We start from the raw sequence: 23,308 nt of genomic DNA on the forward strand, positions 1-23,308 counted from the left end.
GAAAGAAGATTGCGCGGGCCTCGAACTGAGCGGGATACGGGGTATCCCTTAGTCTTCGAGGACGATTTCGATGCTTACGTCGTTCGGAACCTGGATGCGCATCAGCTGTCGAAGCGCGCGTTCATCGGCGTCGAGGTCGATGAGGCGCTTGTGGACGCGCATCTCCCAGTGTTCCCACGTCGCAGTGCCCTCTCCGTCGGGCGACTTGCGCGTCGGAATCTCCAGCGTCTTCGTCGGGAGCGGAATCGGACCGCTCAGGGAGACGCCGGTTTTCTCGGCGATTTCACGAACATCGTCGCAGATGTCGTCGAGGTCCGAGGGGTTGGCTCCTGCGAGTCGGACTCGTGCTTGCTGCATCGTTTACTTCTCGTTGACTTCGAGGACTTGACCGGCCGCGACGGTCTGGCCCATGTCACGGATAGCGAAGGAACCGAGTTCCGGGATTTCGCCTGCCGGTTCGATGCTGAGTGGCTTCTGCGGTCGGACCGTGACCTTTGCCGCATCGCCGGACTTGATGAAGTCCGGGTTCTCCTCGGCGACTTCACCGGTGGACGGGTTGATCTTCGCGTCGATGGACTCGATGGTACACGCGACCTGCGCCGTGTGGGCGTGGAAGACCGGCGTGTAACCGGCCGTGATGACGCTCGGGTGCTGCATCACGACGATGCGGGCCGTGAACGTGTCGGCCACTTTCGGCGGGTTGTCGGCCGGGCCACACACGTCACCGCGACGGATGTCGTCCTTGCCGATGCCGCGGACGTTGAAACCAACGTTGTCACCGGGTTCCGCTTTCGGAACTTCTTCGTGGTGCATCTCGACGGTCTTCACTTCGCCGCCGACGTCGCTCGGCTGGAACGACACGTTGTCGCCCACGTTGAGCGTACCGGTCTCGACACGTCCGACCGGAACCGTACCGATACCGGAGATCGTGTACACGTCTTGGATGGGGAGACGGAGGTCCGCGTCCGTCGGTGGCTCGGGTGCTTCGAGGTCGTTGAGGGCCTCGAGCAGCGTCGGGCCGTCGTACCACGGCGTGTTGTCCGATTGCTCGGAAACGTTGTCGCCCTCGAACGCCGAGGTGGGGACGAACGTCGCGTCGTCGGACTTGAAGTTGACCTGCTTCAGGAGCTTGGAAACTTCGTCCTTGACTGCTTCGTACTTGTCCTCGCTGTAATCAACGACGTCCATCTTGTTGACCGCGATGATGAGTTCGTTGATACCGAGCGTCTTCGAGAGGAAGACGTGCTCCTGGGTCTGGGGCGCGACACCGTCGTCTGCGGCGACGACGAGGACCGCGTTGTCTGCCTGCGATGCGCCCGTGATCATGTTCTTCACGAAGTCACGGTGGCCCGGACAGTCGACGATGGTGAAGTAGTACTCGTCGGTGTCGAATTCCTGGTGGGCGATGTCGATGGTTACACCACGCTCTCGCTCCTCTGCGAGGTTGTCCATCACGTAGGCGAACTCGAAGCCGCCCTTACCCTTCTCTTCCGCTTCTTCGCGGTGCTGTTCGATAACGTGCTCCGGGACGCTCCCTGTCTCGAAGAGGAGTCGCCCGACCATCGTACTCTTACCGTGGTCGACGTGGCCGATAACGGCCAAGTTCTGGTGTGGTTTGTCGCTCATTGTATATCTCACGCGCAGATGCGCTCTGGAGGAATTATTTGGCAGAAGCGGTTAAAACCATTTCGATACGCTATGCAGGCCATCTCGCCGCCGTCTGGCGGTTAATGGCAACAGATGACATGGTTAGTTGCGGCACGGACGCCGGTCACATTTCCCGTTCGAGGCGACTCACGTCCGCCAGAACCGCCGTCGCCGTTTCGTCGCCGCCCGCACCGCGTCCGCTGATGTTCAGTTGCCCCGCGTGTTTCGTCTCGAACTGGACGATGTTCTGCGTCCCCGAGACGGCGAGCGTCCCGTTTTCGGGTACCAACCGCGGCGCGACGCTGACGCCGTTCGGGGACACTTCGCCGACCAGTCGAATCGTCCACCCGTCCTCGGCCGCCAGTTCGAGGGCGCTTCCCGGCAGGTCACGGATACCCGAAACGTCCGCGTCCGCGAGCGTGTAGCCGCCGTCGAACAGCACGTTGGCGAGAATCGCGCATTTCAGCGCGGCGTCGGTTCCGTCCACGTCGAACGAAGGGTCGGCCTCCGCGACGCCGAGGTCCTGTGCTTCGGCGAGGACGTGCTCGTAGCTCAGCCCCTCGGTCGCCATCCGCGAGAGGACGAAGTTGGCCGTCCCGTTGAGGACGCCGCGAACCGCGGTGACGTTTTCGGTCCCGACGTCGGTGATGGTAGAGAGGACGGGAATCGCGCCGCCGACCGTCGCCTCGAACAGCAGGCTTCCCTCGCTCTCGCGTTCGAGCGCGCGCAACTCGTCGTAGCGTTCCGCGACCGGCCCCTTGTTCGCCAACACGACGTCACGGTCGCGCGCGAACGCCTCGCGTGCGTGGCCGAATCCGGGTTGCGCGTCGCCGAGCGTCGTCGGCGTCGCCTCGACCAGCACGTCGTATTCGCTTTCGAGCGCGGTTTGCGGGTCTCCGTCCCCGACGGTCCCGTCGCTGGCCTTGCGTTCGAGCGTCGCGGCCACGTCTATGCCGCTCGAATCCACGACCGCACCCGACGAGTCCGCCAGCGCCGTCACGGTGTGCCCGTACTCCTCCGCTAGCTCGACGACGGACCGACCGACGGCACCGGCACCGAACACGGCGAGTTTCATGCGACCCCCTCCCCGTCGGTCAACGGCGCGATGAAGCGCAAATCCTTGTCGTCCGCGACCGTTTCGACGGTTTCGAGAACGTCGCTCGTATCGGCGGAGTCCGTGGCGAGACGGAGGCGCGCGCTCGATACGTCGCTCGTCCCTGCGGGGGCCGACAGGGAGATATCGACGACGGACGCGTTCGATTCGGCGGTGATCCGCGAGAGCGTATCCGAGACGTTCGTGTCGATGATATGACCTGTTAGTATAACGGTCACTTCCTCGTCGTATCGCTCCGCACCCGCGCGGATGACGTTGATGCTCGCTGTGCGAAGCGCGGAAACGATAGTTTCGAACCGGTTGGGATGACACTCGAAATCGACTTCAACCGGGATGTTGCCGCGAGGAGTGAGTGAGCCGCGTTCGTGAAAGACACTGAGTAGATTGCCACCGTAGTCGGCAATCGGTTCGAGAGCCCGGAGCAGTTCACCCGGTTCGTCCGAGAGTTCCAAACGAACCGTGTACGCTTGTACCGGGCCGCCGCCGTGGTCGCTCATGATGACAGGATTGGGGGGCGGGAGGCAATAAGCCTTGAGTCGGTCGCAAAATTCTCCAATCGAAGGACGGCAACGGGATGCAACGGAGAAAAACGATGTGAAACCGGCGTTAGTCACAGCCTATGTCATGCGTTAACGGGGTCGTAGTAATACCCGTGGACCGTGAACGGGTGAATCGGTGATAGATGATGCGATTTACCGACGCGGTCGGTGCGAGCAGTACCAGTACGAATGAAGACCACGTGTGTGCGTTCTGCCAGACGGCCTTCGATAGCCGTGACCGCGTGTGCCCGGTATGCGACGCGGAGATCGTCATCCGGGGTGACCGATAGCTGCGCAGTCGTACTCGGAACGAGACGCCCATTCTGACGTAGTGACGTCGAAAACCATGCGGTGCGCGATGCGGACGATTCTACGCCGACGATCCCGTGAGACGCATCTCGCCGCGAAAGAGCGAGCGCTGGTTGGTGGCGATGGCACGTGAGAAACGATATCGCGCGGACGGCGACGTGACGAGCGAAATCGAGTTCCTGACTCGGGAGAGACTCAAAAGATAGGGGTTCGAAAGCGGTGAGCGTCGATTAGAAGTAATCGACGGCCTGCGGGAGTTCCAACTTCATCCCCTTGCGCTCTCGGATTTCCATGATGGTCTCGGGTTGGAGGTTGTCCGCCATGACGCGGAACCCGGCGTTCTCGGTGTTCCACGACGCACGACCTTCCGTCGCACTGCGGATGTCCGAGGAGAACCCGATCATCTCGTCAACGGGCGCGATACCTTCGACGACCATGAGGTCGCCCTCTTGGTACATGTCGTCCACGCGGCCACGGCGACCCTGAATCTCGCCGGACGCGGCACCCATGTGCTCGTTCGGAACGTCGATGCGGACGTTCTGAATCGGCTCGAGGAGTTTGACGTGACCGTGGATGAGTGCGTTGTGCACTGCCTGTCGGACCGCAGGGATGACCTGTGCCGGACCACGGTGGATGGTGTCCTCGTGGAGACGCGCGTCGTGAAGTTTGATGAGCGTCCCCTGAACGGGTTCGGCCGCGAGCGGACCGTTATCGAGCGCCTCTTCCAGCCCTTCGATGACGAGTTCCATCGTCTCGTTCAGGTGCTGGATACCCTTCGTGTCGTCGATGAGGATGTTCGTCCCGTGGATGTGCTCCACGTTCTGGCTGGTGTCCTTGTCCATACCGGCTTCCTGCAGGACCTCACGGCGGTCCTGCTCGGGCATGTCCATCGACACGTCGCCGAGTCGAACCTTCTCGACGATTTCATCGCCAAGCGGTTCGACCGTGATGTAGAACCGGTTGTGGCGGTTCGGGGAGATACCTTCGACTTCGGTGGTCGCCCCCTGAACTTGCTCGCGGAAGACGACGATAGGCTCACCAGTCGTCACCGGGATACCCTGGTTGCGCTCGATACGCTGGGTAATGACTTCGAGGTGGAGTTCACCCTGTCCGGAGATGAGGTGTTCACCCGTGTCCTCGTTGATGTCGATCTGGATGGTCGGGTCTTCCTTGGAGACCTGTCGGAGCGTCTCGATGAGTTTCGGCAGGTCGTCCATGCTCTTTGCCTCGACGGACTTCGTGATGACGGGTTCGCTGATGTGCTCGATGGACTCGAACGGCGTCATCTCCACGCTCGATACCGTGGAACCGGCGATAGCGTCTTTCAGACCGGTGACGGCCGCGATGTTCCCGGCAGGGACGCGCTCCACTTCCTCGCGTTCGCCACCCATGTAGATACCGACGCTCTGGACGCGGTTCGTTCCGACGGTTCCGGAGATGTAGAGGTCTTGTCCTTTCTCCAGCGTGCCGGAGAAGACACGACCGGCGGAGATTTCGCCAGCGTGCGGGTCGATACCGATGTCGGTGACCATCAGGACGACTTCGCCGTCCGGGTCAACGAGTCGCATCTGTTCGGCGAGTTCCGAGTCGTCGTCACCACGCCAGACGCGCGGGATACGACGGGGTTGGGCCTCGATGGGGTCCGGGAAGTGCTCACAGACCATGTCGAGGATGACGTCCGACAGCGGCGTCTTCTCGTGAAGCTCTTGGCGATTGTCGTTGCGTTCGAGTTCCATGATGTCCCCGAAGTCCATGCCCGTCGCCTGCATCGACGGCATGGAGACACCCCACTTGTAGAGTGCCGACCCGAATCCGACGGTTCCGTCTTCGACGGAGACGGTCCAGTCGTCCACGTCGTCCATGTCCTCGGTCATGCCGCGAATCAGCTCGTTCACGTCGTCGATGACGTTGAGCAGGCGGCGTTGCATCTCCTCGGGACCCTCTTGGAGTTCCGAGATGAGTCGGTCCACCTTGTTGATGAACAGGGTCGGCTTAACACCTTCGCGGAGTGCCTGTCGGACGACGGTCTCCGTCTGCGGCATCGCGCCTTCGACCGCGTCCACGACGACGAGCGCACCGTCGACGGCGCGCATCGCACGAGTCACGTCGCCACCGAAGTCGACGTGGCCCGGCGTGTCGATGAGGTTGATGAGGTGGTCTTCACCCTCGTACTCGTGGGTCATCGAGACGTTCGCCGCGTCGATGGTGATACCGCGTTCCTGTTCGTCCTCCTCCGTGTCCATCATCAACTGGGTGGCTTCGCCTTGGTCGGCGATCATGCCCGCACCAGCGAGAAGGTTGTCCGTCAGCGTCGTTTTACCGTGGTCGACGTGGGCGGCGATGGCGATATTCCGGATCTGTTCCGGTTTGTCCATGAGCCGCTCACACTGTTCGACGATCTTCTTTCGTCTACCCATATATGGGTATCCCTACCTGTACGAGGTTGAAAAGCGTAGTGTTTTCCCGCCCGTAAAACGGCCGGAAACGGGCCATTTCCCTGCTAAACAGTCACATATGGCACAAGAGTAATGGCGGTGTAGACCGTGCCAACGACACGCATGGATATCCGAGTGCACGGTTTGACGTCCCCGAGCCCGTTTCTCAGCGCCTCCGACATCTTCGAAACCGAACTCGACCTCGAACGACCGGTCCACGTGCGCGTCCGCGACGACCCCGACGAGCGGACGTGGACCGCCCACCCCGAGGACCACCACGTGCTCAACATCTCGCGGCAGGCCGCGACCAGCGTCATGGCCCGCGAGCTCGCGCTCCACGAGTATTCCCACATGGCGCGCAACGAGCAGTCTCACCCCTCGCACACCCAATCAACCCCGGAGGTGCTGTTCCTCGCGTTCGCCGGACAGTCGGTCGAGCGGCGGAAGCTCACCCACTGCTATCAAATCGCGAACCACATGAAGGACATCTACGCCGACGACATCACGCTCCGAGTCGGTCCGAGCGACAAACTCGTCACCTTCCTCGAATCGGAACTCGCGGCGGCGGTCGCGGACCGCCCCGCCGAGGTTCGCGGACGGCGACTGACCGCCACGTCAGACCCGGAGATGACCGCCGTCAACGCCGCGTTTGCACTCGCCATGGTCGAGCGTCACGACCTCGTTCCGCGCGACCACCGCCTCTACGACCTCGCCCGCACCGCCTCCCGAGATGCACCCACCGTCGACGTGCAGGGGTTCAAATACCGATTCCTCTCGTTGACCGACGACCCGACCGAGAGCGAATACAGAAAGGCCCTCGTGGACACCGCGCGCGAGTACGTCCTCGGAAGCGGCGACGGTGAGCGCACGCAGGCGGCGGACTGAAACGCAGAGTCGAGACTCACGACGAACGATAAACGAGAGAAGTACGAGAGAATTTAACGGGCCGCGGCGGCGACGCGCTCTTTCTCTTCTTTCTGGTTGACAGCGTAGGTCTGGACGTCGTAGTCCGCGGCACCGATGAGCTGGGAGGCGAGTGCCTCTTCAGCGTCGGTCGAGGTCTTGAACGACGCGCCGTGGGCACCCTCCGCGATGAACTTCAGGGACTGGTCGACGCGGCGCTGGGGCGCGACGTCGACTGCCTTGGGGACGGAGATACCACCGTATTTCAGGCGAACCGTCTCTTCACGCGGGGCGGCGTTCTCGACCGCGCGGACGAGAACCTGAACCGGGTTCTCCTCGGTGCGCTCGTGAACGATGTCGAACGCGCTGCGGACGATCTTCATCGTCTGCTGTTTCTTGCCCGTGTTCTCTTCCGTCTGCATGAGACGGTTGATGAGGCGCTCGACGATGCTGATTTCGCTCTTCTGGAACTGCTTGGAGGCGTGGCGGCCCATCGTGTGAGCGACGGGCGTGATGTTGATGTAGCGCTCGGTGCTCGGGTCGTTGAACTCGATCTCCGAGACGTCCCACGTTCCGAACAGCTTCGCGGCCATCTCCTCGCCTTCGGTGCCGACTTCCTGTTCCGGCTCTGGTTGTTCTTCGTCTGCACTCATGGTTATCGGACCGGTTTCTCCGCGTTTCCGCGAACCAGTTCTTTCAGGCTCACGCCGTTGACCTTCTCGACCTTGTAGTTGACACCCGAGATGTCACCCATCGCACGACCCTTCGCACCACCGATACCGGCGATGGTAACCTCGTCGTGCTCGTCGATGAACGAAATCGCACCGTCACCGGGACAGAACGCGGAGACTTGCTTTCCGTTCTTGATGAGCTGAACACGGACACACTTTCGGATTGCGGAGTTGGGCTGTTTCGCCTCGATGCCCACTTTCTCCAGCACGATACCTCGGCCCTGCGGCGCGCCTTCGAGGGGGTCGGATTTCTCCCCGAGACCGCGCTCGCGTCGGGCGTAATCGGAGTCAGACCACCGATGCTTCTGGCGGTCCTTCTTCAGCTTACGAGCTGCGTACTTGCCGTTCGCCATATGCAGTGGACTATCCGACGAAGGTACTTAAGCGTCCCCTTTTGGAAGCGGCGAAACGCCCGCAGGTCGCTCGAAAGGGGTCGATAAAGCGATTTGAGACCGTTTCAATGATTCTAAGCCGAGCCAACGGGTTCGTTCGAACCGGACCGCATCATCGGTTCAGCAGGGTTCCCATCCCCGACGCCCGCGAAACGGCGTCCGTAAACCATCCGAACAGGACGAACAACCACGCCACCGACAGCGAAACGCCGACGGCCACGGCAACGAATTGGACGCCGAGCGATTCTCCGAGAAGCACGCTCAGGCCGAACCCACCGAGGTACGTCACAATGAGCGGCCACCCGACGGCCACACCGAGCAGTCGCTCGACGTCACGAAGCCACACCGGCGTCGTCGTCACGTCGAGTAGTTGAACCGCGAGCAGCAGCGAAACGACCGCGAACAGCGCGAGTGCGCGATTCGAGGGGGCGAACAGCCAGCGCCTCCACGTCGAAGCCGAATCCGAATCTCCATCGACCACTTCGACGACCGCGACGGCGACGACGTAGCTCACGAGCACGGCACCCGCGGTGAATCTGAGTGCCCGCGTAACGACGCCGGATTTCCCGTACGCCATCGCGATGTGCGCGTCCCGAACGATGAACCAGAGAAGCGGGTACAGAACGGCGACGAACGGGAACGCGAGCGCCCGCCGGGGGCGGACGAGGGAGCGGAGGCTCATACCTCGAAAATGGCGATTCGCTAAGATAAATCTTGACACGCGCGTTACTCTCGGCGGTTGTACCGACCATCCCCGACGCTCCGAGAACGTGTCGATGTGCAGTTCGTCCGAACGTCCCAAAAATCAGCAATCTGTGCAACCGCCGCACCGACGACCACCCACCGCGAGCGGGAGCGGAGCGACCGGCGAGCGGACCGAGCGACGACCAAAGCGAACGCAGTGAGCGACGGGAGGAGCGCTGGCTTTTGGTCCAGCTTTTTCCAGGGAGTAAGGCAGAGAGCGAGCGCGGGTCGCGCTCGCTCTCTGCTCACGACCGCAGAAAAAGCTGGATCAGGTCAACTGGATGTCGTCCACGTCGAAGTGACGCGACACCAGCAGTTTCGCGGCTTCGATGTTACGGCCGTCCGTCCCGATGGCGACGCCGGTGTCCTGCTGTGCCACCTCAGCGTAGGCGACGGTATCGTCGTTTTCGCTGATGGTGACGTGCCGGACCTCCGCCGGTGCCAACGCGTTGACCACGAATCGATCAGGTTCGTCCGCGTCTTCGACGAGTTCCACGTCCGCACCGAGTTGGTCCTCGACGCTCCGAACGTGTTTTCCGCCCGGTCCGATGGCCTGTCCCATCTCGCCGGGTTTGACGACGAAGATGACACGCTTGTCGTCGTCACCGAGGACGACACAATCACGGGCGGTCGCACCCGTCTCGTCCTCGAAGAGGGCGATGTACTGTCGCGCCGTGTCGGTGAGCGTTACCGTCATCAGTCGGACGGTTCCGCACCGCGACTAACCGAACCCATCCGGAGGTTCACGTCGCCCGTTCCGAGTTTGATCGGTTTACCGACGATGACGTTCTCGATAACGCCGTTCAGGTCATCGACTTCGCCGTGAATGGCGGCATCGAGCAGGTGGTTCACCGTCACCTCGAACGCCGCACGTGCGAGGACGGACTCCTTGCTGCCGGAGATACCGTGTCGGCCGATGGATTCGATAGTACCACGGTTGGTCATGATGTCGGCCACGAGCATCAGGTGCCGAACGTTCACGTCGCCGAGACCCTGTTCTTCCAGCGTGTCCATCGTCTCCTCGATGATGGATTCGCGGGCCGCCTCGACGCCGAGCGTTCGGTAAATCTCGTGGATGTTGTTACACGTCGTCCGGGAGGCATCGACGCCCTCGATTTCGAGCGTGTCGCTGAACGCCGACCCCTCGGTGTAGAGGACGAACTCCTCGCCGTCGTCGAGCGATTCGCGGCGAATGACGACGCGGGAGATCTCCTCGATACCCTTGAAGACGATTTCGCGGAGTTCCTCGACCAACTGCAGGAGTTTGCGGTAACTCGGCTGGTCGGGACCGAACTCGATGACCGACCCCTGTTGTGTCGTCTGGACGCCCAGACTGTCCTCGATGATGGATGCAACCTCGTCGATGGTTATCATCCGCTCTTCGAGCGTGTCCTCGTTCAGGTTGATGGACACGATCATGTCGGCGACGTTCGTCGAGATGTCACCGAGCGCGAGGATTTTCGTCGCCTCGATGTTCCAGACGACTTCGTGTGCCTTCTCGCGGTTTTCCGCGTACTCGTCTTCCAGATAGACGGTCATGATGGGCGTGTCGGGCGTCTTCCGTGCGTCCACGAGTTCGATGAGGCGCGGAAGCCCCTGCGTCACGTCCATCTCCGCCACGCCCGCGTAGTGGAACGTGTTCATCGTCATCTGCGTTCCCGGTTCGCCGATCGACTGTGCGCTCACCGTTCCCACGGGGTCGAGCGGGTCGACCCGCGTGTCGAGGTAGCGGTGTTCGACCGCTTTGGCGATGTCCGTCACCTGTTCGAGCGAGATACCATCGCGCGATTCGATGGTCTCGTACACTTCGTCCTTGAGTCGTCGGGGAAGTTCCGTATCCTCGACGATCGCTTCGATGTCGTCAGTTATCTTAGTCATCTGATTCCACCTGCCGTGTGTCTGCGTGTTCGGACAGATTCGTCGGCGGCTGCCGTTCGCCGAGGAATTCGAGTTTGCGGTCCTCGCTGTCGAACTCCTCTTCGAGAATCTGGTCCGCGATTCCTGCGACGTCTATCGGGTTCTCCTCGTCCGAGGAGACCTGCGTCGGCGAGGTACCGTCCTCGCCGAATTCGAATTGGACGATGGTGTCGCTGCTGTCGCGCACCGTTCCGTCGTACTGGGTTTCGAGTTCGGACAGGGCGTTGATGAGGCGGCGCTGGAGGTAGCCGGACTTGGACGTCCGAACTGCCGTGTCCACCAGCCCCTCACGACCACCCATCGCGTGGAAGAAGAACTCGAGCGGCGTCAGACCGCCGGTGTAGGAGTGTTCCACGAAACCGTGGGCGTCGGCAGACAGGTCGTCCGCCTGATAGTGCGAGAGCGTCCGGTCCTCGTATCCGCGGTTAATGCGCTCGCCCCGAACTGCCTGCTGGCCGACACAGCCAGCCATCTGGGTCAGGTTGAGCAGCGACCCACGCGCACCGGAGTCGGCCATGATGACCGCCGGGTTGTCGCTGGCGAAGTGGTCTTCCGCGATGTCACCGGCGGAGTCACGCGCCTTGCCGAGCGTCTGCATGATCTTCATCTCCAACGTCTCGTCGACGGTTCGGCCCGGAAGCGATTCCAGCTCGCCGTTCTCGTACGTTTGGATGAGGTCCTGAACGCGCTCGTAGGCGTTGTCGATGGCTTCGTCGATCTGCTCCTGTGCGCCCACCGGAATCGTCTCGTCGTCGATACCGATGGAGAACCCGAAGTGCATGATGGCACGCATCGCCAACGTCGCAACTTCGTTGATGAAGTGACGGGCGCGGGTTTCGCCGTACTCCTTACAGATGGTATCGACGATCTCCCCGCCGAACGCGCCGACCGCGTCCTCGTCTATCGTCCCTTCGATGAGCTGGCCGTTTTCGATGACCACGGTGTCGCCCGTCGAGCTCGTGAACTCGAGTTCGATGCCGTTCGGCAGGAGTTCCGAGAACAGCGTCTGTCCCGTCCAGTACGGGGTTCCGTCCTCCTCCGTCCCGTCCTCTTCCGGCAGTTCGTCGATCCGCGTCGCACGGAGCAGGTCGAGCGCCTGCGTCTCGTTGAAGTGCGGATTGTGGTGGGTGAGCAGGTACGTCCCCGAGATGTGGTCCTGAATCGCGCCGATGATGTTCTCACCGAAGCGCGGGGAGATGATTTGTTCCTGCACGCGCATGAGCACGCGCGCCTCCGCGCGTGCTTCCTCGTTCTGGAGCGCGTGCATGTTCATCTCGTCCCCGTCGAAGTCGGCGTTGTACGGCGGACAAACGACGGTGTTCAGCCGGAACGTCTTGTACGGCATCACGACCACTTCGTGGGCCATGATGGACATCCGGTGCAACGACGGCTGTCGGTTGAAGATAACGATGTCGCCGTCGATGAGGTGTCGGTTGACCTCCCATCCCGGTTCGACCTTCTCCGCGAGTTCCTCGCAGTTCTTCTCGGTGACCTTCAATCGTCGTCCGTCCGGCCGCTTGACGTAGTTCGCGCCGGGGTGACCCTCCGGTCCGTTTCGAACGTAGCGTCGGGCCTCCTCGATGCTTCGCGGCGTGACGTTCATCGTCTGGGTCATCTCGCGGGCGACCCGTCGCGGGACGCCGACCTCGTTCAGCGAGAGCGTCGGGTCCGGCGAGATGACGGTCCGTGCCGAGAAGTTCACGCGTTTCCCGGACAGCGAGCCACGGAAGCGACCTTCCTTCCCCTTCAACCGCTGGGAAAGCGTCTTCAGCGGACGCCCGGAGCGGTGACGGGCGGGCGGCGTGCCCGAAATCTCGTTGTCCATGAACGTCGTGACGTGGTACTGGAGCAGTTCCCACAGGTCCTCGATGATGAGCTGTGGCGCACCGGCCTCGCGGTTCTCCATGAACCGCTGGTTGATGCGGATGATGTCCACCAGCTTGTGGGTCAGGTCGTCCTCGGAGCGCTGGCCGTTGTCCAGCGTGATAGACGGACGAGCCGTCACCGGCGGCACCGGCAGGACGGTCAGAATCATCCACTCGGGGCGCGAGCGACTCGAATCGATGCCGAGCGCTTCGATGTCCTGGTCCGGGATGTCTTCGAACCAGTCGCGGATGTCCGAGGGCATCAGCTTGTTCATGTCCTCGGTCGTCAGGTCGATGGAAAGCGCCTTCTCGATGGCCTTCCGGTCCGCCTCGCGCGGACGGAATTCGCCGGAGATTATCTGGTTGATGCGCGAGAGGTCGATGTCCGTCTGGTCGGCCAACTCCTGCGGCGAGACGGGTTCGAGGTCTTCGTCCTCGTCGCCCTCCTCGTTTCGACCCTGCATCCGGGACGCGATTCGCTCCGAGTATTCGCTCGTGAGCACCTGCTGGACCTCGTAGTAGGTCGTCGGCTTTTCGTGGTTGATGTCGTACTGAACCTCACCACAGTGCGGACACCGGTCCTTCTTCCGCGCCTCTCGAATCGCCGCCTTCGTCACATCGGTGATGTCGTTGCCGAGTTCCTTCGTCCGCGTGAGCATGCCGTGGTACTTCTCCTTTTCCTCCTCGGTCAGGAGGAGTCGGGAACAGTCGCGGCAGGTACCGCGAAGGAGGCGGCGGATGAGTTTCGTGAATCCGACGTGGATGACCGGGGCGGCCAGTTCGATGTGACCGAAGTGGCCGTTACACGAACCGGAGTGTTGTCCGCACGTCTTACACTCCAGACCGGGGTCGATGACGCCCAATCGCGGGTCCATCAGCCCCATGTCGATGGGGAATCCGTCGTCGTCGTAGGTGTCGGCGGTGATGATTTTCGTCGCCGACATTTCTCGGTACTCCTCCGGGTCCATCAGGCCGAAGCTGACGGAACCGATCTCCTTGGGAGTTTGATTTGTTGACATTTTAGACTGTATCCTCCAGTTCGAGTCGCGGCGCGATGCCGAGGGCTTTCATCTCGTCGAGCAGGAGCTTGAAAGCGTAGCTCATATCGATTTCGTGAATGTCCGTTTCCTCCTCGCAGTTCGGGCAGTAAACGCGGTTCTGGTCGATGTTCTCGACCGCGCTCATGCCACACTGACCGCAGACGTAGATCCACTCGCGGTCGGAGGAGTCGAGAAGCCGTTCTTTGAGCGCCAGTGCCGCGCCGTGTCCGACGAAACAGTCACGCTCCATGGTCCCGATACGGAGACCACCTTCGCGGGCACGACCTTCCGTCGGCTGACGCGTCAGCACCTGCACCGGGCCGCGCGACCGGGCGTGGAGTTTGTTCGACACCATGTGGTAGAGCTTGTGATAGAGAATGGTGCCGACGAAAATCTCCGCCTCGATCTTCTCGCCCGTCACGCCGGAGTACATTATCTCCTTGCCGGACGACTTGTAGCCGCGCTCTTGCAGCGCCGAGCGGAGTTCTTCTTTGTCCTCGCCGGAGAAGGCCGTCCCGTCGACTCGGCGACCTTCCATCGCACCGACCTTTCCGCCGATCATCTCCAGCACGTGACCGACCGTCATGCGCGACGGCAACGCGTGCGGGTTGACGATGAGGTCGGGAACGACGCCCTCCTGCGTGAAGGGCATGTCCTCCTGCGGCGCGATGTGGCCGACGACACCTTTCTGTCCGTGCCGCGACGCGAATTTGTCCCCGAGTTCGGGAATTCGCTCGTCGCGCACCGACACCTTGGAGAGCTTCGAGCCGTCCTCACCCTCCATCAGCGTCACGGTGTCCACGACGCCGGATTCGCCCGAGCGCATCGTAACGCTCGTCTCGCGGCGTTTCTGCGGCGACAGTCCGCCCATGTCGTCCGGTTCTTCGAGGAACCGGGGCGGACTCGTCTTGCCGAGCAGAACGCTGTTTTCGTCCACGCGCGTCTCGGGGTTGACCAGTCCGTCCTCGTCGAGGTGCGTGTACGCGTCCTCGCCACGGGCACCGCGAACGTCGTCGCTCGGAATCTCGAAGCGGTCCTCCTGTCCACCGGGGTAGCGACGTTCTTCACCCTCGTAGGTCCGGAAGAAGTGCGAACGAGCGAGCGCGCGTTCGACCGAGCCTTTGTTCATGACGAGCGCGTCCTCGATGTTGAACCCTTCGTAGCTCATGACCGCGACGGTGAAGTTCTGGGCGGCGGGTCGGTCGTCGAACCCGATCTGCTCCGTCGTCTGCGTCTTCACCATGGAGAGCTGCGGATAGTGGAAGAGGTGCTGGCGCGTGTCCGGGCGAATTCGATAGTTCGCCGACGGCAGCCCGATGGACTGCTTCATCATCCCCGCACCCATCGTAATGCGCGGGCTGGCGTTGTGTTCCGGGTACGGAATCATCCCGGCACCGATGCCGAAGATGAGCTGCGGGTCGATTTCGAGGTGCGTGTGGTCCTCGTTCAACTCGTCGTCGTCGACCGCGACGTAGATGTCCTCTTCTTCCTCGGCGTCGATGAACTCGATCTTACCGCGCTCGACGAGTTCGTCGAACGAGAGGTCGCCCTGGTTGAGCGCCTCGACTTCCTCGTCCGTGATACGAGTCTCGCCGTCTTCGACCACGAGCAGCGGACGGCGGGCACGACCCGCGTCCGCGTTGATGATGACTTCGCTGGTCCGTCCCTTGACCGAGACGTTCACCATCTCGCTCACGTCGCCGCGCCGACGTGCCTCTCGTACCTGATTTGCGAGCTGTTCGGGGTCGGGGTGCGTCCCGACCAAACTGCCGTTGACGTATACTTTCGCTTCTCGTCCCTGACTCATCAGTCTGCGCTCCCTTCGATGCTCTCGATTCCGGGAATCCCCTCGACTCCCATCGACGACAGTTCCTGTTTGAGTTCCTGTTCGTCCTCGATGTTCTGGCTCAGCTCCATCGCCTGCGCGAAGTTCTTCACCAGACCACAGTTCGGTCCCTCAGGCGTCTCGGACGGGCAAATACGACCCCACTGGGTCGCGTGCAGGTCACGGGCCTCGAAGTGAGGCTGGCTCCGCGACAGCGGACTGCGGAGACGGCGAAGGTGTGACAGCACACCCATGAAGTCCGTCCGGTCGACCAACTGCGAGACGCCGGAGCGGCCACCGACCCAGTTCCCGGTCGCAATCGGGTGTTCGAGACGTTCGGTGAGAACGTCGGACCGAACCACCGTGTTCACGGACAACTGCCGGTTGCGCATGTTCGCGCGTTCGAGCTGGTACTTCACGTCGCGCGCCAGTTTGTTCAACGCCGTGCGGAACAGGTCCTTCATGAGGTCGCCGGAGACCTTCAGCCGCTTGTTGGCGTAGTGGTCCTTGTCGTCGGAGTCGCGGCGTCCCAGCGCGAGTTCGAAACACGCCTCGGCCATCCGCGCGAGGTAGTACGCCTTGTTGATGCGCACTTCCTCTTCCTCGACACCGTCCTCGTGGAGGTGCGGCAGGAGATAGCGGTCGATGACGTAGTTCGCACGCTTCAGCTGGTAGTTCTTGCCCTGTCCGGAGGCGACCCGCTTCCCGAGGGTTTCGATGGCCTCCTCTTGGGTCTGGACTTCGGCGGCCTCCAGGTTTTCGAGCATGAACTTCACGATCTCCGGGTCGTCGGAGACGCGGTGGACGATCTCCTCGTCGGATTCGAGTCCCAGCGCGCGAACGAGCGTGACGAAGTTCACGCGTCCGGACACCGACGGGAACGACACTTCGAGCAGGCCGTCGCGCGAGCGCTCGACGAGAACCAGCGCGCGGTAGCCGCGGCGTTGGCTGAACGTCTTTGCGACCTGAATCTCGTCGCCGTACTTCGTGTCGTACTCGGCGAGAATCTTGTTCGGGGCGAGGTCCTCGGAGGTCATCAGCACGCGCTCCGAGCCGTTGACGATGAAGTAGCCGCCGGGGTCGGCGGGGTCCTCACCGATCTCCACCAGGTCCTCCTTGTCGAAGTTGGCGATGTTACACTTCTCAGAGCCGACCATGATCGGCATCCGACCGACTTTCGTCTCGGTGGAGTCGACGACGCGCTTGTCGTCGCCCTCTCCTTTGACGATGGTCATCTCCATGAAAACCGGTGCGGCGTACGTGATGTTGCGGAGGCGCGCTTCCTGTGGATACAGGAGCTCTTCGCTTCCGTCCGCCTCACGTACGCGCGGGGTGACCACGCGAATGTCGCCGAGTTCGACGAACACCGGTTCTTCGCCCTCCTTGTCACCGATGTCCGTGTCGATTATTCCCTTCTCGGTTACGACTTCCTGCATGCCGCGATTCAGGAAGGCGTTAAACGAGCGATAGTGATGCTCCGCGAGTCGTTCTTTCGAGAAATACTCCCTCGATAGTGTGCGTCGATCTTCCTGTTGCATTATTCCACCACGAGTCGATACACGACGGCGTTCTCCGTCGTTCGGGAGTTGCGGACGATTTTGATGACGTCACCCGGCTCTGCGTCGTCCGGCAGCGCGGGGTCGGTCCGCTTGATTTTCGGCAGGTCTGTACTCTTGATGTCGTATTCCGCGAGCACCTCGTCGATTTCGTCCGAATCGACGATTGAGTGCTCCGGAACCATTTTGTGTTGGCTTACGTCTACCATGTGTGCGCGAGTTTCCGGCTAGCGGGAGAAATGGCTATCACGAGATACTACAGGGTATTACACGCAGCACTCATTTAAGACTTGCTAAGTCGGTTCGCACACGCTCGGCTATCCCGAACCCCCGTACAAATGGACGGAAGTTCCCAACTGAACACCTGTATCTACTTCGTTCTGGTATAAATGGTTTGGGCAATCGGGATGTGTTAGCATCCCTCGGTACGAACCCCCACACGGGACGGCTTTGGAAAGCCTTAAGAGTACAAGCCAGAAAGGAAGAGATGCGTTGAAGGCCCGGGTGGTGTAGTGGCCCATCATACAACCCTGTCACGGTTGTGACGCGGGTTCAAATCCCGCCTCGGGCGCTTTCTAACGGAACGACGATTCACGAGCAGTGCATCCGCTATTTCTCGTCTTCGCGCAAACGGGTATTTGGATTTGGCCTTGGACATTACCAGATAGAACAATAACTCGCGTATGGTGAGTCCATCTCTCAACCTCGATGGAAGCCGAATTCTGTCTCGGACGTTGTTTGGCTGAATGACGATTAGCGATCTAAGTCAATCACACAATTGAAATCCGCTAATATATTTCACACCGAAATAGTCAATAAGATGGAATCGAGCCTATTTTCAACGGATGTCAAAAGAGAGAGGTAACACGAAAGATCGAGGTGATAAAACAGAGGCGAAGATAATCCACGAGATGATATCCTATGGATACAGCGTTTCAATTCCATTCGGTGACAACGATAAATACGATTTGATAATAGACGATATGGGTGATTTATATCGAGTTCAATGTAAAACCGCATGGCAGAACAAGGAAAAAACGATGCGGTTCAACACTCACACTCAAACGACAAAGGAAGGGAACTACCACGAGAACACGTATGATGGAGAGATAGACGCGTTTACTGTTCGGTACCCTAAAAACAAGAAGACCTATTGGATAGCGATTGATGAGGCGACCGAGCAAAAGATGGAACTTCGCTTTGAAGGGGAAATAGACCATCCGTCGATCAATTGGGCAGAGGAGTACGAGTTCACCGGAGAAATCCCTCCGAAAAATAAATCGTACCGGACCCCGCGATAACGGATGCCAAAGGACGACGAAATCGACACCCCTTAATAAGGGCGGGGAAAAGAAGAAGATGCGTTGAAGGCCCGGGTGGTGTAGTGGCCCATCATACAACCCTGTCACGGTTGTGACGCGGGTTCAAATCCCGCCTCGGGCGCTTTCTAACGAAACAACGATTCACGAGCGATTGCTCTGTCTCAGTTTCTATCGGCCGAGAAGATTTGAACCCTGCAAATCGGAGTTAGTCGAGAACCGTCAACCGGGTTCGGTAGACGACGATATAGGCAGTCAGAGAGGCCGCGACCCAGACTATCGCTCGTGGAACCGGGTTACTCCCGGCTAACGAAAGCCCCGAGACGAGTATCACTATCATCCCGAGGAGTCCCCACCCGAATGTGGCGACGGTAAGGACGAACACGTATTCACCGAGCTGTCCGAGCGACCAATCGCCCGCAACCATGGGATACGCTCCGCCGACCGCCAGCACACCGAGAACCAAGCCGATTGTCGAGGCCGAAGCCGGCGACCCGAAAACTGCGTTTCCGAGCGAGACCATCGGATACAGCACAATTATGAACCCGAACACTGCCAGAAGGAAATCAACGGTCGCTGATACCCACGAGACCAATCCTCGCTCGGCAGTTCCCATATTTACAGTTCATATCGAGGCTACGAACCATTTGTGGTCGATACGGAATCTGAAAGTGAGAAGGAGACACAAATAATCGGATGTCATGATAGATACGCGCCCGTATCCAGCAGGATCACTAAATCTCATCACCGCGGGGGGATTTCTACAAGGCCACATTTTGTGAACGACCGAGACACATCCCCGTCGAACTGACCACCCGGCATCGTTCGACGGGCCAAACCTATAGGAATCATGACGACGTGACAAGAGAGCGGGGGAAACGAATGGCGCAAATGGGGGAGACGGGTTCGACGGGACGTGACGGATGAACGGTCGAGCCGTCATTTCGATAGGACTCCTGCTGCTGGTCGTCCACGGGGGACTGTGGACGGGAACCGCAAATCCGACGAGCGGGGCGGCTATCGAACAGGAAGCACAGGCACCGACGGGTCAATTCAGAATCGTATCGGTCGCCTCGAACGTACCGATAAACGGGACCGGGAACCTCTCCATCACGTTCGAGAACACCGGGGAGGACGTTTCGAACGCGAGCATCTCGGTTCGGTCACCGAACGAGAGCGTTCGGTTCGGACCATCACAGACCGCCCGAAAGCAGGTCGGAAACTGGGCGGCGGGCGAGCGACGGACGGTGAAATACAGCCTCCTCGCGGAGGAGTTCGCCGAAGTCGAGAACTACCCGTTCGAGGCGAACATCTCGTTCACGGCGGGGGACGGCTCACAGAGGCGGGCGGGACCGTACACGTTCGGCGTACAACCGAGCGAGCGGATTCGACTGGAGCGGTTCGAGGTGACGTCCATCTCCTCGAACGTGCAGGCGGGCGATACGGGAGTGATATCGGTGACCGTGGAGAACACGGGGCGGGACGTGAACGACGCCATCGTGTCGCTTCGGTCCGCGAACGAGCAACTCACGCTCGGCCGGTCGCCCAACGCCAGCCAGTTCGTGAACGAGTGGTCGTCGAACGAACGGCAGACGTTCCAGTATCGGGTGACGGCGAAGAACGATACGGTCGGCGGGAGCTACCCGTTCAGCCTCTCGATTTCGTACCGGGAGGAGGGGACCAGGAATCGGACGGAGCCGCATCTCATCGGCATCATTCCCGACCCGGAGCAGTCGTTCTCGTTCGATACCGTGACCAGCACGTTGCGCGTGGGACAGGAGGGAACCGTGTCCGGGACCGTGACCAACGAGGGACCACAGCGCGCGCCCAACGCCGTCCTCGTCCTCAGGTCGCAGGGGGAGAACCTCTCGCCGAAGGAGACGGAGTACGCGCTCGGGTCGCTCGATGCGGGCGAATCGACGCCGTTCGAATACCGAATCGACGTGAGCGACAGCGCCGACCGCGGCCCGCGACAGCTTTCGTTCGTCGTTCGATATCAGAATCAGGACGGCGACCCGCGACAGAGCAAGCCGCTCGACGCGCGGGTTCCGGTCGGCCCGCGACGGGACGAGTTCCGAATCGACGCGAAACGCGCCTCGGTCGAGGCGGGATCGACGGCGACGGTTTCGCTCGTCGTCACGAACAACGACGACCGAACGGTGCGGAACATCGACGCGCAGGCGTTCGTGGACAGTCCGTTGACCATCAACGACAACGGTGCGTTCATCGAGAAACTGGAACCGAACGAATCGGCGACCATCAGGTTCGACGTGAGCGCCGACGGGGGGACGCTTCCGAACGCGTATCCGATGTCGGTGGACTTCCAGTACGACACGCCGGACGGGGAGACGAAACTCACCGACACGTACGAGGTTCCGATTCGGGTGACGGCCCCGAGGCAGGAGGGTGTGCTGTCGTTTTCGAGCGGAACCGGGGGACTCGTCGCCATCGTCGTGCTTGCCGTCCTGCTCGTCCTCGTCGCCGTCTTCGTCATTCGACGGCGGTGAGTTCCGATGGTGGACTATCAACGCGTCATCGATTGGCTCGACGTGTGGATAGCCGACCGATCGAAGAGGGTGATACTCGTCTTTCTCGTGCTGACGGTCGTCCTCGGTACCGGGCTCGTTCGCGTTTCGACCGAATCCGGGACGAGCCAGTTCACCGAGGACAGCCCGGCACAGGAGGCGTTCGACGCCGTGAACCGCGAGTTCACGCCGCCGTTCGCGGCGGAGAACGGGAGCACCCAGCTCATCCAGACCGGACGGAACGTGCTCTCGAAACCCGAACTGCTGGCGATGTTGAAGGCGCAGTATCGCCTCGAACGCCGCACCGAATTCCGCGTTTCCTCGACGACGAGCGCGGCGAGAATCGTCGCCGGGACGCTCGACCCGAACGCGACGACGCTCGAAGCGCAGATTCGAACTGTGCGGCGTGCGACCCCGACCGAGGTCGAAACCGCAGTTCGGCGGGCGGCGACGAACCCCGGCTTCCGCGCCCTGTTGAGCAAGGATTTCAACCGTCGGTCGGCTTCCGCGTCGGCGACCATCGGCATCGTCGAGCACGAGATTCCGCGCGGGTTGGCACAGCAGGCGGGTGCCGAATCGAGCGGCGACGACCCGCTGACCCGGATTCAGGTTCGGTCCGAATCGGTCGTCGGAAGCGTCGATAGCGACATTCGGGTGTTCGGGAGCGGCGTCATCTCGTCGGAACTATCGAACGTCACCTTCGACTCGCTCATCATCGTCACACCCGCCGCCGCGGTGCTGATACTCGTCTTTCTCCTCTTCGCCTATCGCGACCCGCTCGACCTCCTGCTGGGCGTCGTCTCGCTGGTGATGACCATCATCTGGACGTTGGGGTTCATGGGGTGGATCGGCATTCCGTTCACGCAACTGCTCGTCGCCGTGCCGCCCCTGCTCCTCGCGGTCGGTATCGACTACGGTATCCACGCCATCAACCGCTACCGGGAAGAACGCGTCACCGGGTTGGACATCAGCCCTTCGATGCGTCGGACGACCGACCAGCTGCTCGTCGCGTTCTTCATCGTCACGGGAACGACCACGTTGGGCTTCGCGTCGAACCTGACGAGTCGCCTCCAACCGATTCGCGAGTTCGGGTTGGTCGCTGCGATTGGCATCGTGGTCACGGCCCTCATCTTCGGCATCTTCCTCCCCGCGGCAAAGGTCACGGCTGACCGGTTCCGGGACCGCGTCGGGCTTCCCGTGTTCGGGCTTCGACCGCTCGGCGAGGAGGGGTCCGCCTTGGGACGACTCCTGCAGGGGAGCGTCACGCTCGCCCGCCGGGGCGCGCCGGTCGTTCTCGCCGCCGCGCTCGTCCTGACGGTCGTTTCGGGCTACTACGCGACCGGCATCGACACGTCGTTTTCGAACGAGGATTTCCTTCCGCCGGAGCAGACGCCGAGCTATCTCCAATCGCTTCCCGAACCGTTCGCGCCGGGAACGTACACCGTCACCGAGACGACGAACTTCCTCGACGAGAAGTTCGCCGCCGTACAGGGGGATACAGTGACGATATACGTGCAGGGGCCGCTCCGCGAGGATTACGCGCTCGAATCGATTCAGCACGCCAACCGAAATCCGCCGAAGTCCTTCGCTCAAGCGGACAGACGGGCGGAGTCCGAAAGCATCATCACCGTCATCCAAAATTACAGCCGTCAGTCGGACGAGTTCCGACAACTCGTCGAACGAAGCGACATCGACGGCGACGGCGTTCCCGACGATAACCTCGGACAGATTTACGACCGGTTGCTCTCGTCCCCCGCTCGCGGGCAGGCACTCCAGTACATCACGGAGGATCAGCGGAGCACACAGGTCGTCTACACGATGAAAAGCGGCGCGTCGCAGAACGCCATCACCCGCGACGCCCAGCAGGTGGCCGACCGCTACCGTCTCGACGCGACTGCCACCGGCGAAACGGTCGTCTTCCAGTCCATCGCGGCCATCATCTTCGCGTCCGCGCTTCGAAGCCTCGCCACTGCACTCCTCGCCACGGCCATCTTTCTCGCGTTCGTCTATCGCGTCCTCGTCGGCCGGGCCGCGTTCGGCGTCATCAACCTCTTTCCAATCGTCGTCGCGGTCTCACTCCTCGCCGGGACGATGCGGTTGCTCGGCATCCCGTTCAACGCGCTGACGGCGACAGTGCTCGCCATCGCGCTCGGGCTCGGGACCGACTACTCCGCCCACGTCGTTCACCGATTCACCGACGAATTCGAACACGAGACGGACGTGTTCGCCGCCCTCACGCGCACCGTCCGCGGAACCGGGGGCGCGCTGACCGGCAGCATGCTCACCACGGTCGCCGGGACGGGCGTCCTCGTCCTCGCCATCACCCCCGTTCTCGGCCAGTTCGGACTCGTGACCGCCCTGAGCATCTTTTACTCGTATCTCACGGCGGTCCTGTTGACCCCCTCCGTCATCGTCGTGTGGGAGCGGTATTTCGAGTAACATCCACC

The 23,308-nt window shown here is 61.4% G+C and carries 19 protein-coding genes and 2 tRNA genes; 6 read left to right on the forward strand and 15 right to left on the reverse strand.

Annotation, left to right across the window (positions count from 1 at the left end):
* Window positions 1–48 precede the first annotated feature (48 nt).
* The 5 genes from rpsJ to OPC11_RS10470 all read right to left on the reverse strand — a co-directional run bounded on the left by rpsJ (window position 49) and on the right by OPC11_RS10470 (window position 6,026).
* Window positions 49–357: a 30S ribosomal protein S10 gene (gene rpsJ, locus OPC11_RS10450; RefSeq protein ID WP_007979652.1), complete on the reverse strand. Its 309-nt coding sequence runs from the start codon at window positions 355–357 to the stop codon at window positions 49–51.
* 3 nt (window positions 358–360) lie between these two features.
* The gene (tuf, locus tag OPC11_RS10455) at window positions 361–1,626 is read right to left on the reverse strand and encodes a translation elongation factor EF-1 subunit alpha (RefSeq protein ID WP_007979654.1); all 1,266 of its coding nucleotides are present in this window, start codon (window positions 1,624–1,626) and stop codon (window positions 361–363) included.
* A gap of 145 nt (window positions 1,627–1,771) precedes the next feature.
* Entirely contained in the window at window positions 1,772–2,722 is a 951-nt protein-coding gene (locus OPC11_RS10460; protein ID WP_264781831.1) for a homoserine dehydrogenase, read from the reverse strand.
* Window positions 2,719–3,258 (reverse strand): hypothetical protein, encoded by a 540-nt coding sequence (locus OPC11_RS10465; protein ID WP_007979657.1) that lies wholly within the window; start codon window positions 3,256–3,258, stop codon window positions 2,719–2,721. The genes OPC11_RS10460 and OPC11_RS10465 overlap by 4 nt, the downstream gene beginning before the upstream one ends.
* Window positions 3,259–3,839: 581 nt before the next feature.
* The gene (locus OPC11_RS10470; protein WP_264781832.1) at window positions 3,840–6,026 is read right to left on the reverse strand and encodes an elongation factor EF-2; all 2,187 of its coding nucleotides are present in this window, start codon (window positions 6,024–6,026) and stop codon (window positions 3,840–3,842) included.
* Between the two features lie 141 nt (window positions 6,027–6,167).
* On the opposite strand from OPC11_RS10470, the gene OPC11_RS10475 reads away from it, so the two are divergent.
* Window positions 6,168–6,929, forward strand: a complete 762-nt coding sequence (locus OPC11_RS10475) for a DUF5781 family protein (protein WP_264781833.1) — start codon at window positions 6,168–6,170, stop codon at window positions 6,927–6,929.
* A 53-nt stretch (window positions 6,930–6,982) separates the two neighbouring features.
* Here OPC11_RS10475 and OPC11_RS10480 read toward each other — a convergent pair whose 3' ends face one another.
* The 9 genes from OPC11_RS10480 to OPC11_RS10520 all read right to left on the reverse strand — a co-directional run bounded on the left by OPC11_RS10480 (window position 6,983) and on the right by OPC11_RS10520 (window position 17,226).
* On the reverse strand, window positions 6,983–7,600 hold the full coding sequence (locus tag OPC11_RS10480; RefSeq protein WP_007979662.1) for a 30S ribosomal protein S7: 618 nt from the start codon (window positions 7,598–7,600) through the stop codon (window positions 6,983–6,985).
* A gap of 2 nt (window positions 7,601–7,602) precedes the next feature.
* Window positions 7,603–8,031, reverse strand: coding sequence for a 30S ribosomal protein S12 (locus OPC11_RS10485; protein ID WP_007979666.1), 429 nt, complete (start codon window positions 8,029–8,031; stop codon window positions 7,603–7,605).
* 151 nt (window positions 8,032–8,182) lie between these two features.
* Entirely contained in the window at window positions 8,183–8,752 is a 570-nt protein-coding gene (locus tag OPC11_RS10490; protein WP_264781834.1) for a hypothetical protein, read from the reverse strand.
* Window positions 8,753–9,082: 330 nt separating this feature from the next.
* Entirely contained in the window at window positions 9,083–9,511 is a 429-nt protein-coding gene (locus tag OPC11_RS10495) for a NusA-like transcription termination signal-binding factor (RefSeq protein WP_264781835.1), read from the reverse strand.
* A complete protein-coding gene (gene rpoA2, locus OPC11_RS10500) occupies window positions 9,511–10,692 on the reverse strand; it encodes a DNA-directed RNA polymerase subunit A'' (protein WP_007979673.1) in 1,182 nt (393 codons plus the stop codon). The genes OPC11_RS10495 and rpoA2 overlap by 1 nt, the downstream gene beginning before the upstream one ends.
* A complete protein-coding gene (locus OPC11_RS10505) occupies window positions 10,685–13,615 on the reverse strand; it encodes a DNA-directed RNA polymerase subunit A' (protein WP_264781836.1) in 2,931 nt (976 codons plus the stop codon). The genes rpoA2 and OPC11_RS10505 overlap by 8 nt, the downstream gene beginning before the upstream one ends.
* 1 nt (window position 13,616) lies before the next feature.
* Window positions 13,617–15,443 (reverse strand): DNA-directed RNA polymerase subunit B, encoded by a 1,827-nt coding sequence (gene rpoB / locus OPC11_RS10510; protein ID WP_007979677.1) that lies wholly within the window; start codon window positions 15,441–15,443, stop codon window positions 13,617–13,619.
* The gene (locus OPC11_RS10515; protein ID WP_007979678.1) at window positions 15,443–16,999 is read right to left on the reverse strand and encodes a DNA-directed RNA polymerase subunit B''; all 1,557 of its coding nucleotides are present in this window, start codon (window positions 16,997–16,999) and stop codon (window positions 15,443–15,445) included. The genes rpoB and OPC11_RS10515 overlap by 1 nt, the downstream gene beginning before the upstream one ends.
* Window positions 16,999–17,226 carry a DNA-directed RNA polymerase subunit H gene (locus OPC11_RS10520; RefSeq protein ID WP_007979681.1) on the reverse strand — a complete coding sequence of 76 codons (228 nt, stop codon included), beginning with the start codon at window positions 17,224–17,226 and terminating at the stop codon, window positions 16,999–17,001. Before OPC11_RS10520 ends, OPC11_RS10515 begins: the two co-directional genes overlap by 1 nt.
* Window positions 17,227–17,515: 289 nt before the next feature.
* Here OPC11_RS10520 and OPC11_RS10525 point away from each other — a divergent pair.
* From OPC11_RS10525 to OPC11_RS10535, 3 genes are all read left to right on the forward strand, one after another.
* Window positions 17,516–17,588, forward strand: a tRNA-Asp gene (locus OPC11_RS10525).
* Between the two features lie 274 nt (window positions 17,589–17,862).
* A complete protein-coding gene (locus tag OPC11_RS10530) occupies window positions 17,863–18,318 on the forward strand; it encodes a group I intron-associated PD-(D/E)XK endonuclease (protein WP_264781837.1) in 456 nt (151 codons plus the stop codon).
* Window positions 18,319–18,387: 69 nt separating this feature from the next.
* Window positions 18,388–18,460 (forward strand) — tRNA-Asp (locus OPC11_RS10535).
* An 84-nt stretch (window positions 18,461–18,544) separates the two neighbouring features.
* Here the strand turns inward: OPC11_RS10535 and OPC11_RS10540 are convergent.
* Entirely contained in the window at window positions 18,545–18,952 is a 408-nt protein-coding gene (locus OPC11_RS10540) for a hypothetical protein (RefSeq protein ID WP_264781838.1), read from the reverse strand.
* A 307-nt stretch (window positions 18,953–19,259) separates the two neighbouring features.
* Between OPC11_RS10540 and OPC11_RS10545 the strand changes: the two genes are divergently transcribed.
* Window positions 19,260–20,843, forward strand: coding sequence for a hypothetical protein (locus tag OPC11_RS10545; protein ID WP_264781839.1), 1,584 nt, complete (start codon window positions 19,260–19,262; stop codon window positions 20,841–20,843).
* A 6-nt stretch (window positions 20,844–20,849) separates the two neighbouring features.
* Window positions 20,850–23,300 carry an MMPL family transporter gene (locus OPC11_RS10550; protein ID WP_264781840.1) on the forward strand — a complete coding sequence of 817 codons (2,451 nt, stop codon included), beginning with the start codon at window positions 20,850–20,852 and terminating at the stop codon, window positions 23,298–23,300.
* Window positions 23,301–23,308: the final 8 nt, after the last annotated feature.

Origin of the sequence: Haladaptatus sp. T7 (assembly GCF_026008575.1) — an archaeon.
GTDB classification, from domain to species: Archaea; Halobacteriota; Halobacteria; order Halobacteriales; family Haladaptataceae; genus Haladaptatus; species Haladaptatus paucihalophilus.

Excerpts from the sequence above, each read along its gene's own strand:
- OPC11_RS10520 (WP_007979681.1), bottom strand. The coding sequence starts at position 17,226 with ATGGTAGACGTAAGCCAACACAAAATGGTTCCGGAGCACTCAATCGTC.
- OPC11_RS10550 (WP_264781840.1), top strand. The coding sequence starts at position 20,850 with ATGGTGGACTATCAACGCGTCATCGATTGGCTCGACGTGTGGATAGCC.
- OPC11_RS10470 (WP_264781832.1), bottom strand. The coding sequence starts at position 6,026 with ATGGGTAGACGAAAGAAGATCGTCGAACAGTGTGAGCGGCTCATGGAC.
- OPC11_RS10505 (WP_264781836.1), bottom strand. The coding sequence starts at position 13,615 with ATGTCAACAAATCAAACTCCCAAGGAGATCGGTTCCGTCAGCTTCGGC.
- OPC11_RS10490 (WP_264781834.1), bottom strand. The coding sequence starts at position 8,752 with ATGAGCCTCCGCTCCCTCGTCCGCCCCCGGCGGGCGCTCGCGTTCCCG.
- OPC11_RS10545 (WP_264781839.1), top strand. The coding sequence starts at position 19,260 with ATGAACGGTCGAGCCGTCATTTCGATAGGACTCCTGCTGCTGGTCGTC.
- OPC11_RS10540 (WP_264781838.1), bottom strand. The coding sequence starts at position 18,952 with ATGGGAACTGCCGAGCGAGGATTGGTCTCGTGGGTATCAGCGACCGTT.
- OPC11_RS10485 (WP_007979666.1), bottom strand. The coding sequence starts at position 8,031 with ATGGCGAACGGCAAGTACGCAGCTCGTAAGCTGAAGAAGGACCGCCAG.
- OPC11_RS10480 (WP_007979662.1), bottom strand. The coding sequence starts at position 7,600 with ATGAGTGCAGACGAAGAACAACCAGAGCCGGAACAGGAAGTCGGCACC.
- rpoA2 (WP_007979673.1), bottom strand. The coding sequence starts at position 10,692 with ATGACTAAGATAACTGACGACATCGAAGCGATCGTCGAGGATACGGAA.
- OPC11_RS10465 (WP_007979657.1), bottom strand. The coding sequence starts at position 3,258 with ATGAGCGACCACGGCGGCGGCCCGGTACAAGCGTACACGGTTCGTTTG.
- OPC11_RS10515 (WP_007979678.1), bottom strand. The coding sequence starts at position 16,999 with ATGCAACAGGAAGATCGACGCACACTATCGAGGGAGTATTTCTCGAAA.
- OPC11_RS10460 (WP_264781831.1), bottom strand. The coding sequence starts at position 2,722 with ATGAAACTCGCCGTGTTCGGTGCCGGTGCCGTCGGTCGGTCCGTCGTC.
- rpoB (WP_007979677.1), bottom strand. The coding sequence starts at position 15,443 with ATGAGTCAGGGACGAGAAGCGAAAGTATACGTCAACGGCAGTTTGGTC.
- tuf (WP_007979654.1), bottom strand. The coding sequence starts at position 1,626 with ATGAGCGACAAACCACACCAGAACTTGGCCGTTATCGGCCACGTCGAC.
- OPC11_RS10530 (WP_264781837.1), top strand. The coding sequence starts at position 17,863 with ATGTCAAAAGAGAGAGGTAACACGAAAGATCGAGGTGATAAAACAGAG.
- OPC11_RS10475 (WP_264781833.1), top strand. The coding sequence starts at position 6,168 with ATGGATATCCGAGTGCACGGTTTGACGTCCCCGAGCCCGTTTCTCAGC.
- rpsJ (WP_007979652.1), bottom strand. The coding sequence starts at position 357 with ATGCAGCAAGCACGAGTCCGACTCGCAGGAGCCAACCCCTCGGACCTC.
- OPC11_RS10495 (WP_264781835.1), bottom strand. The coding sequence starts at position 9,511 with ATGACGGTAACGCTCACCGACACGGCGCGACAGTACATCGCCCTCTTC.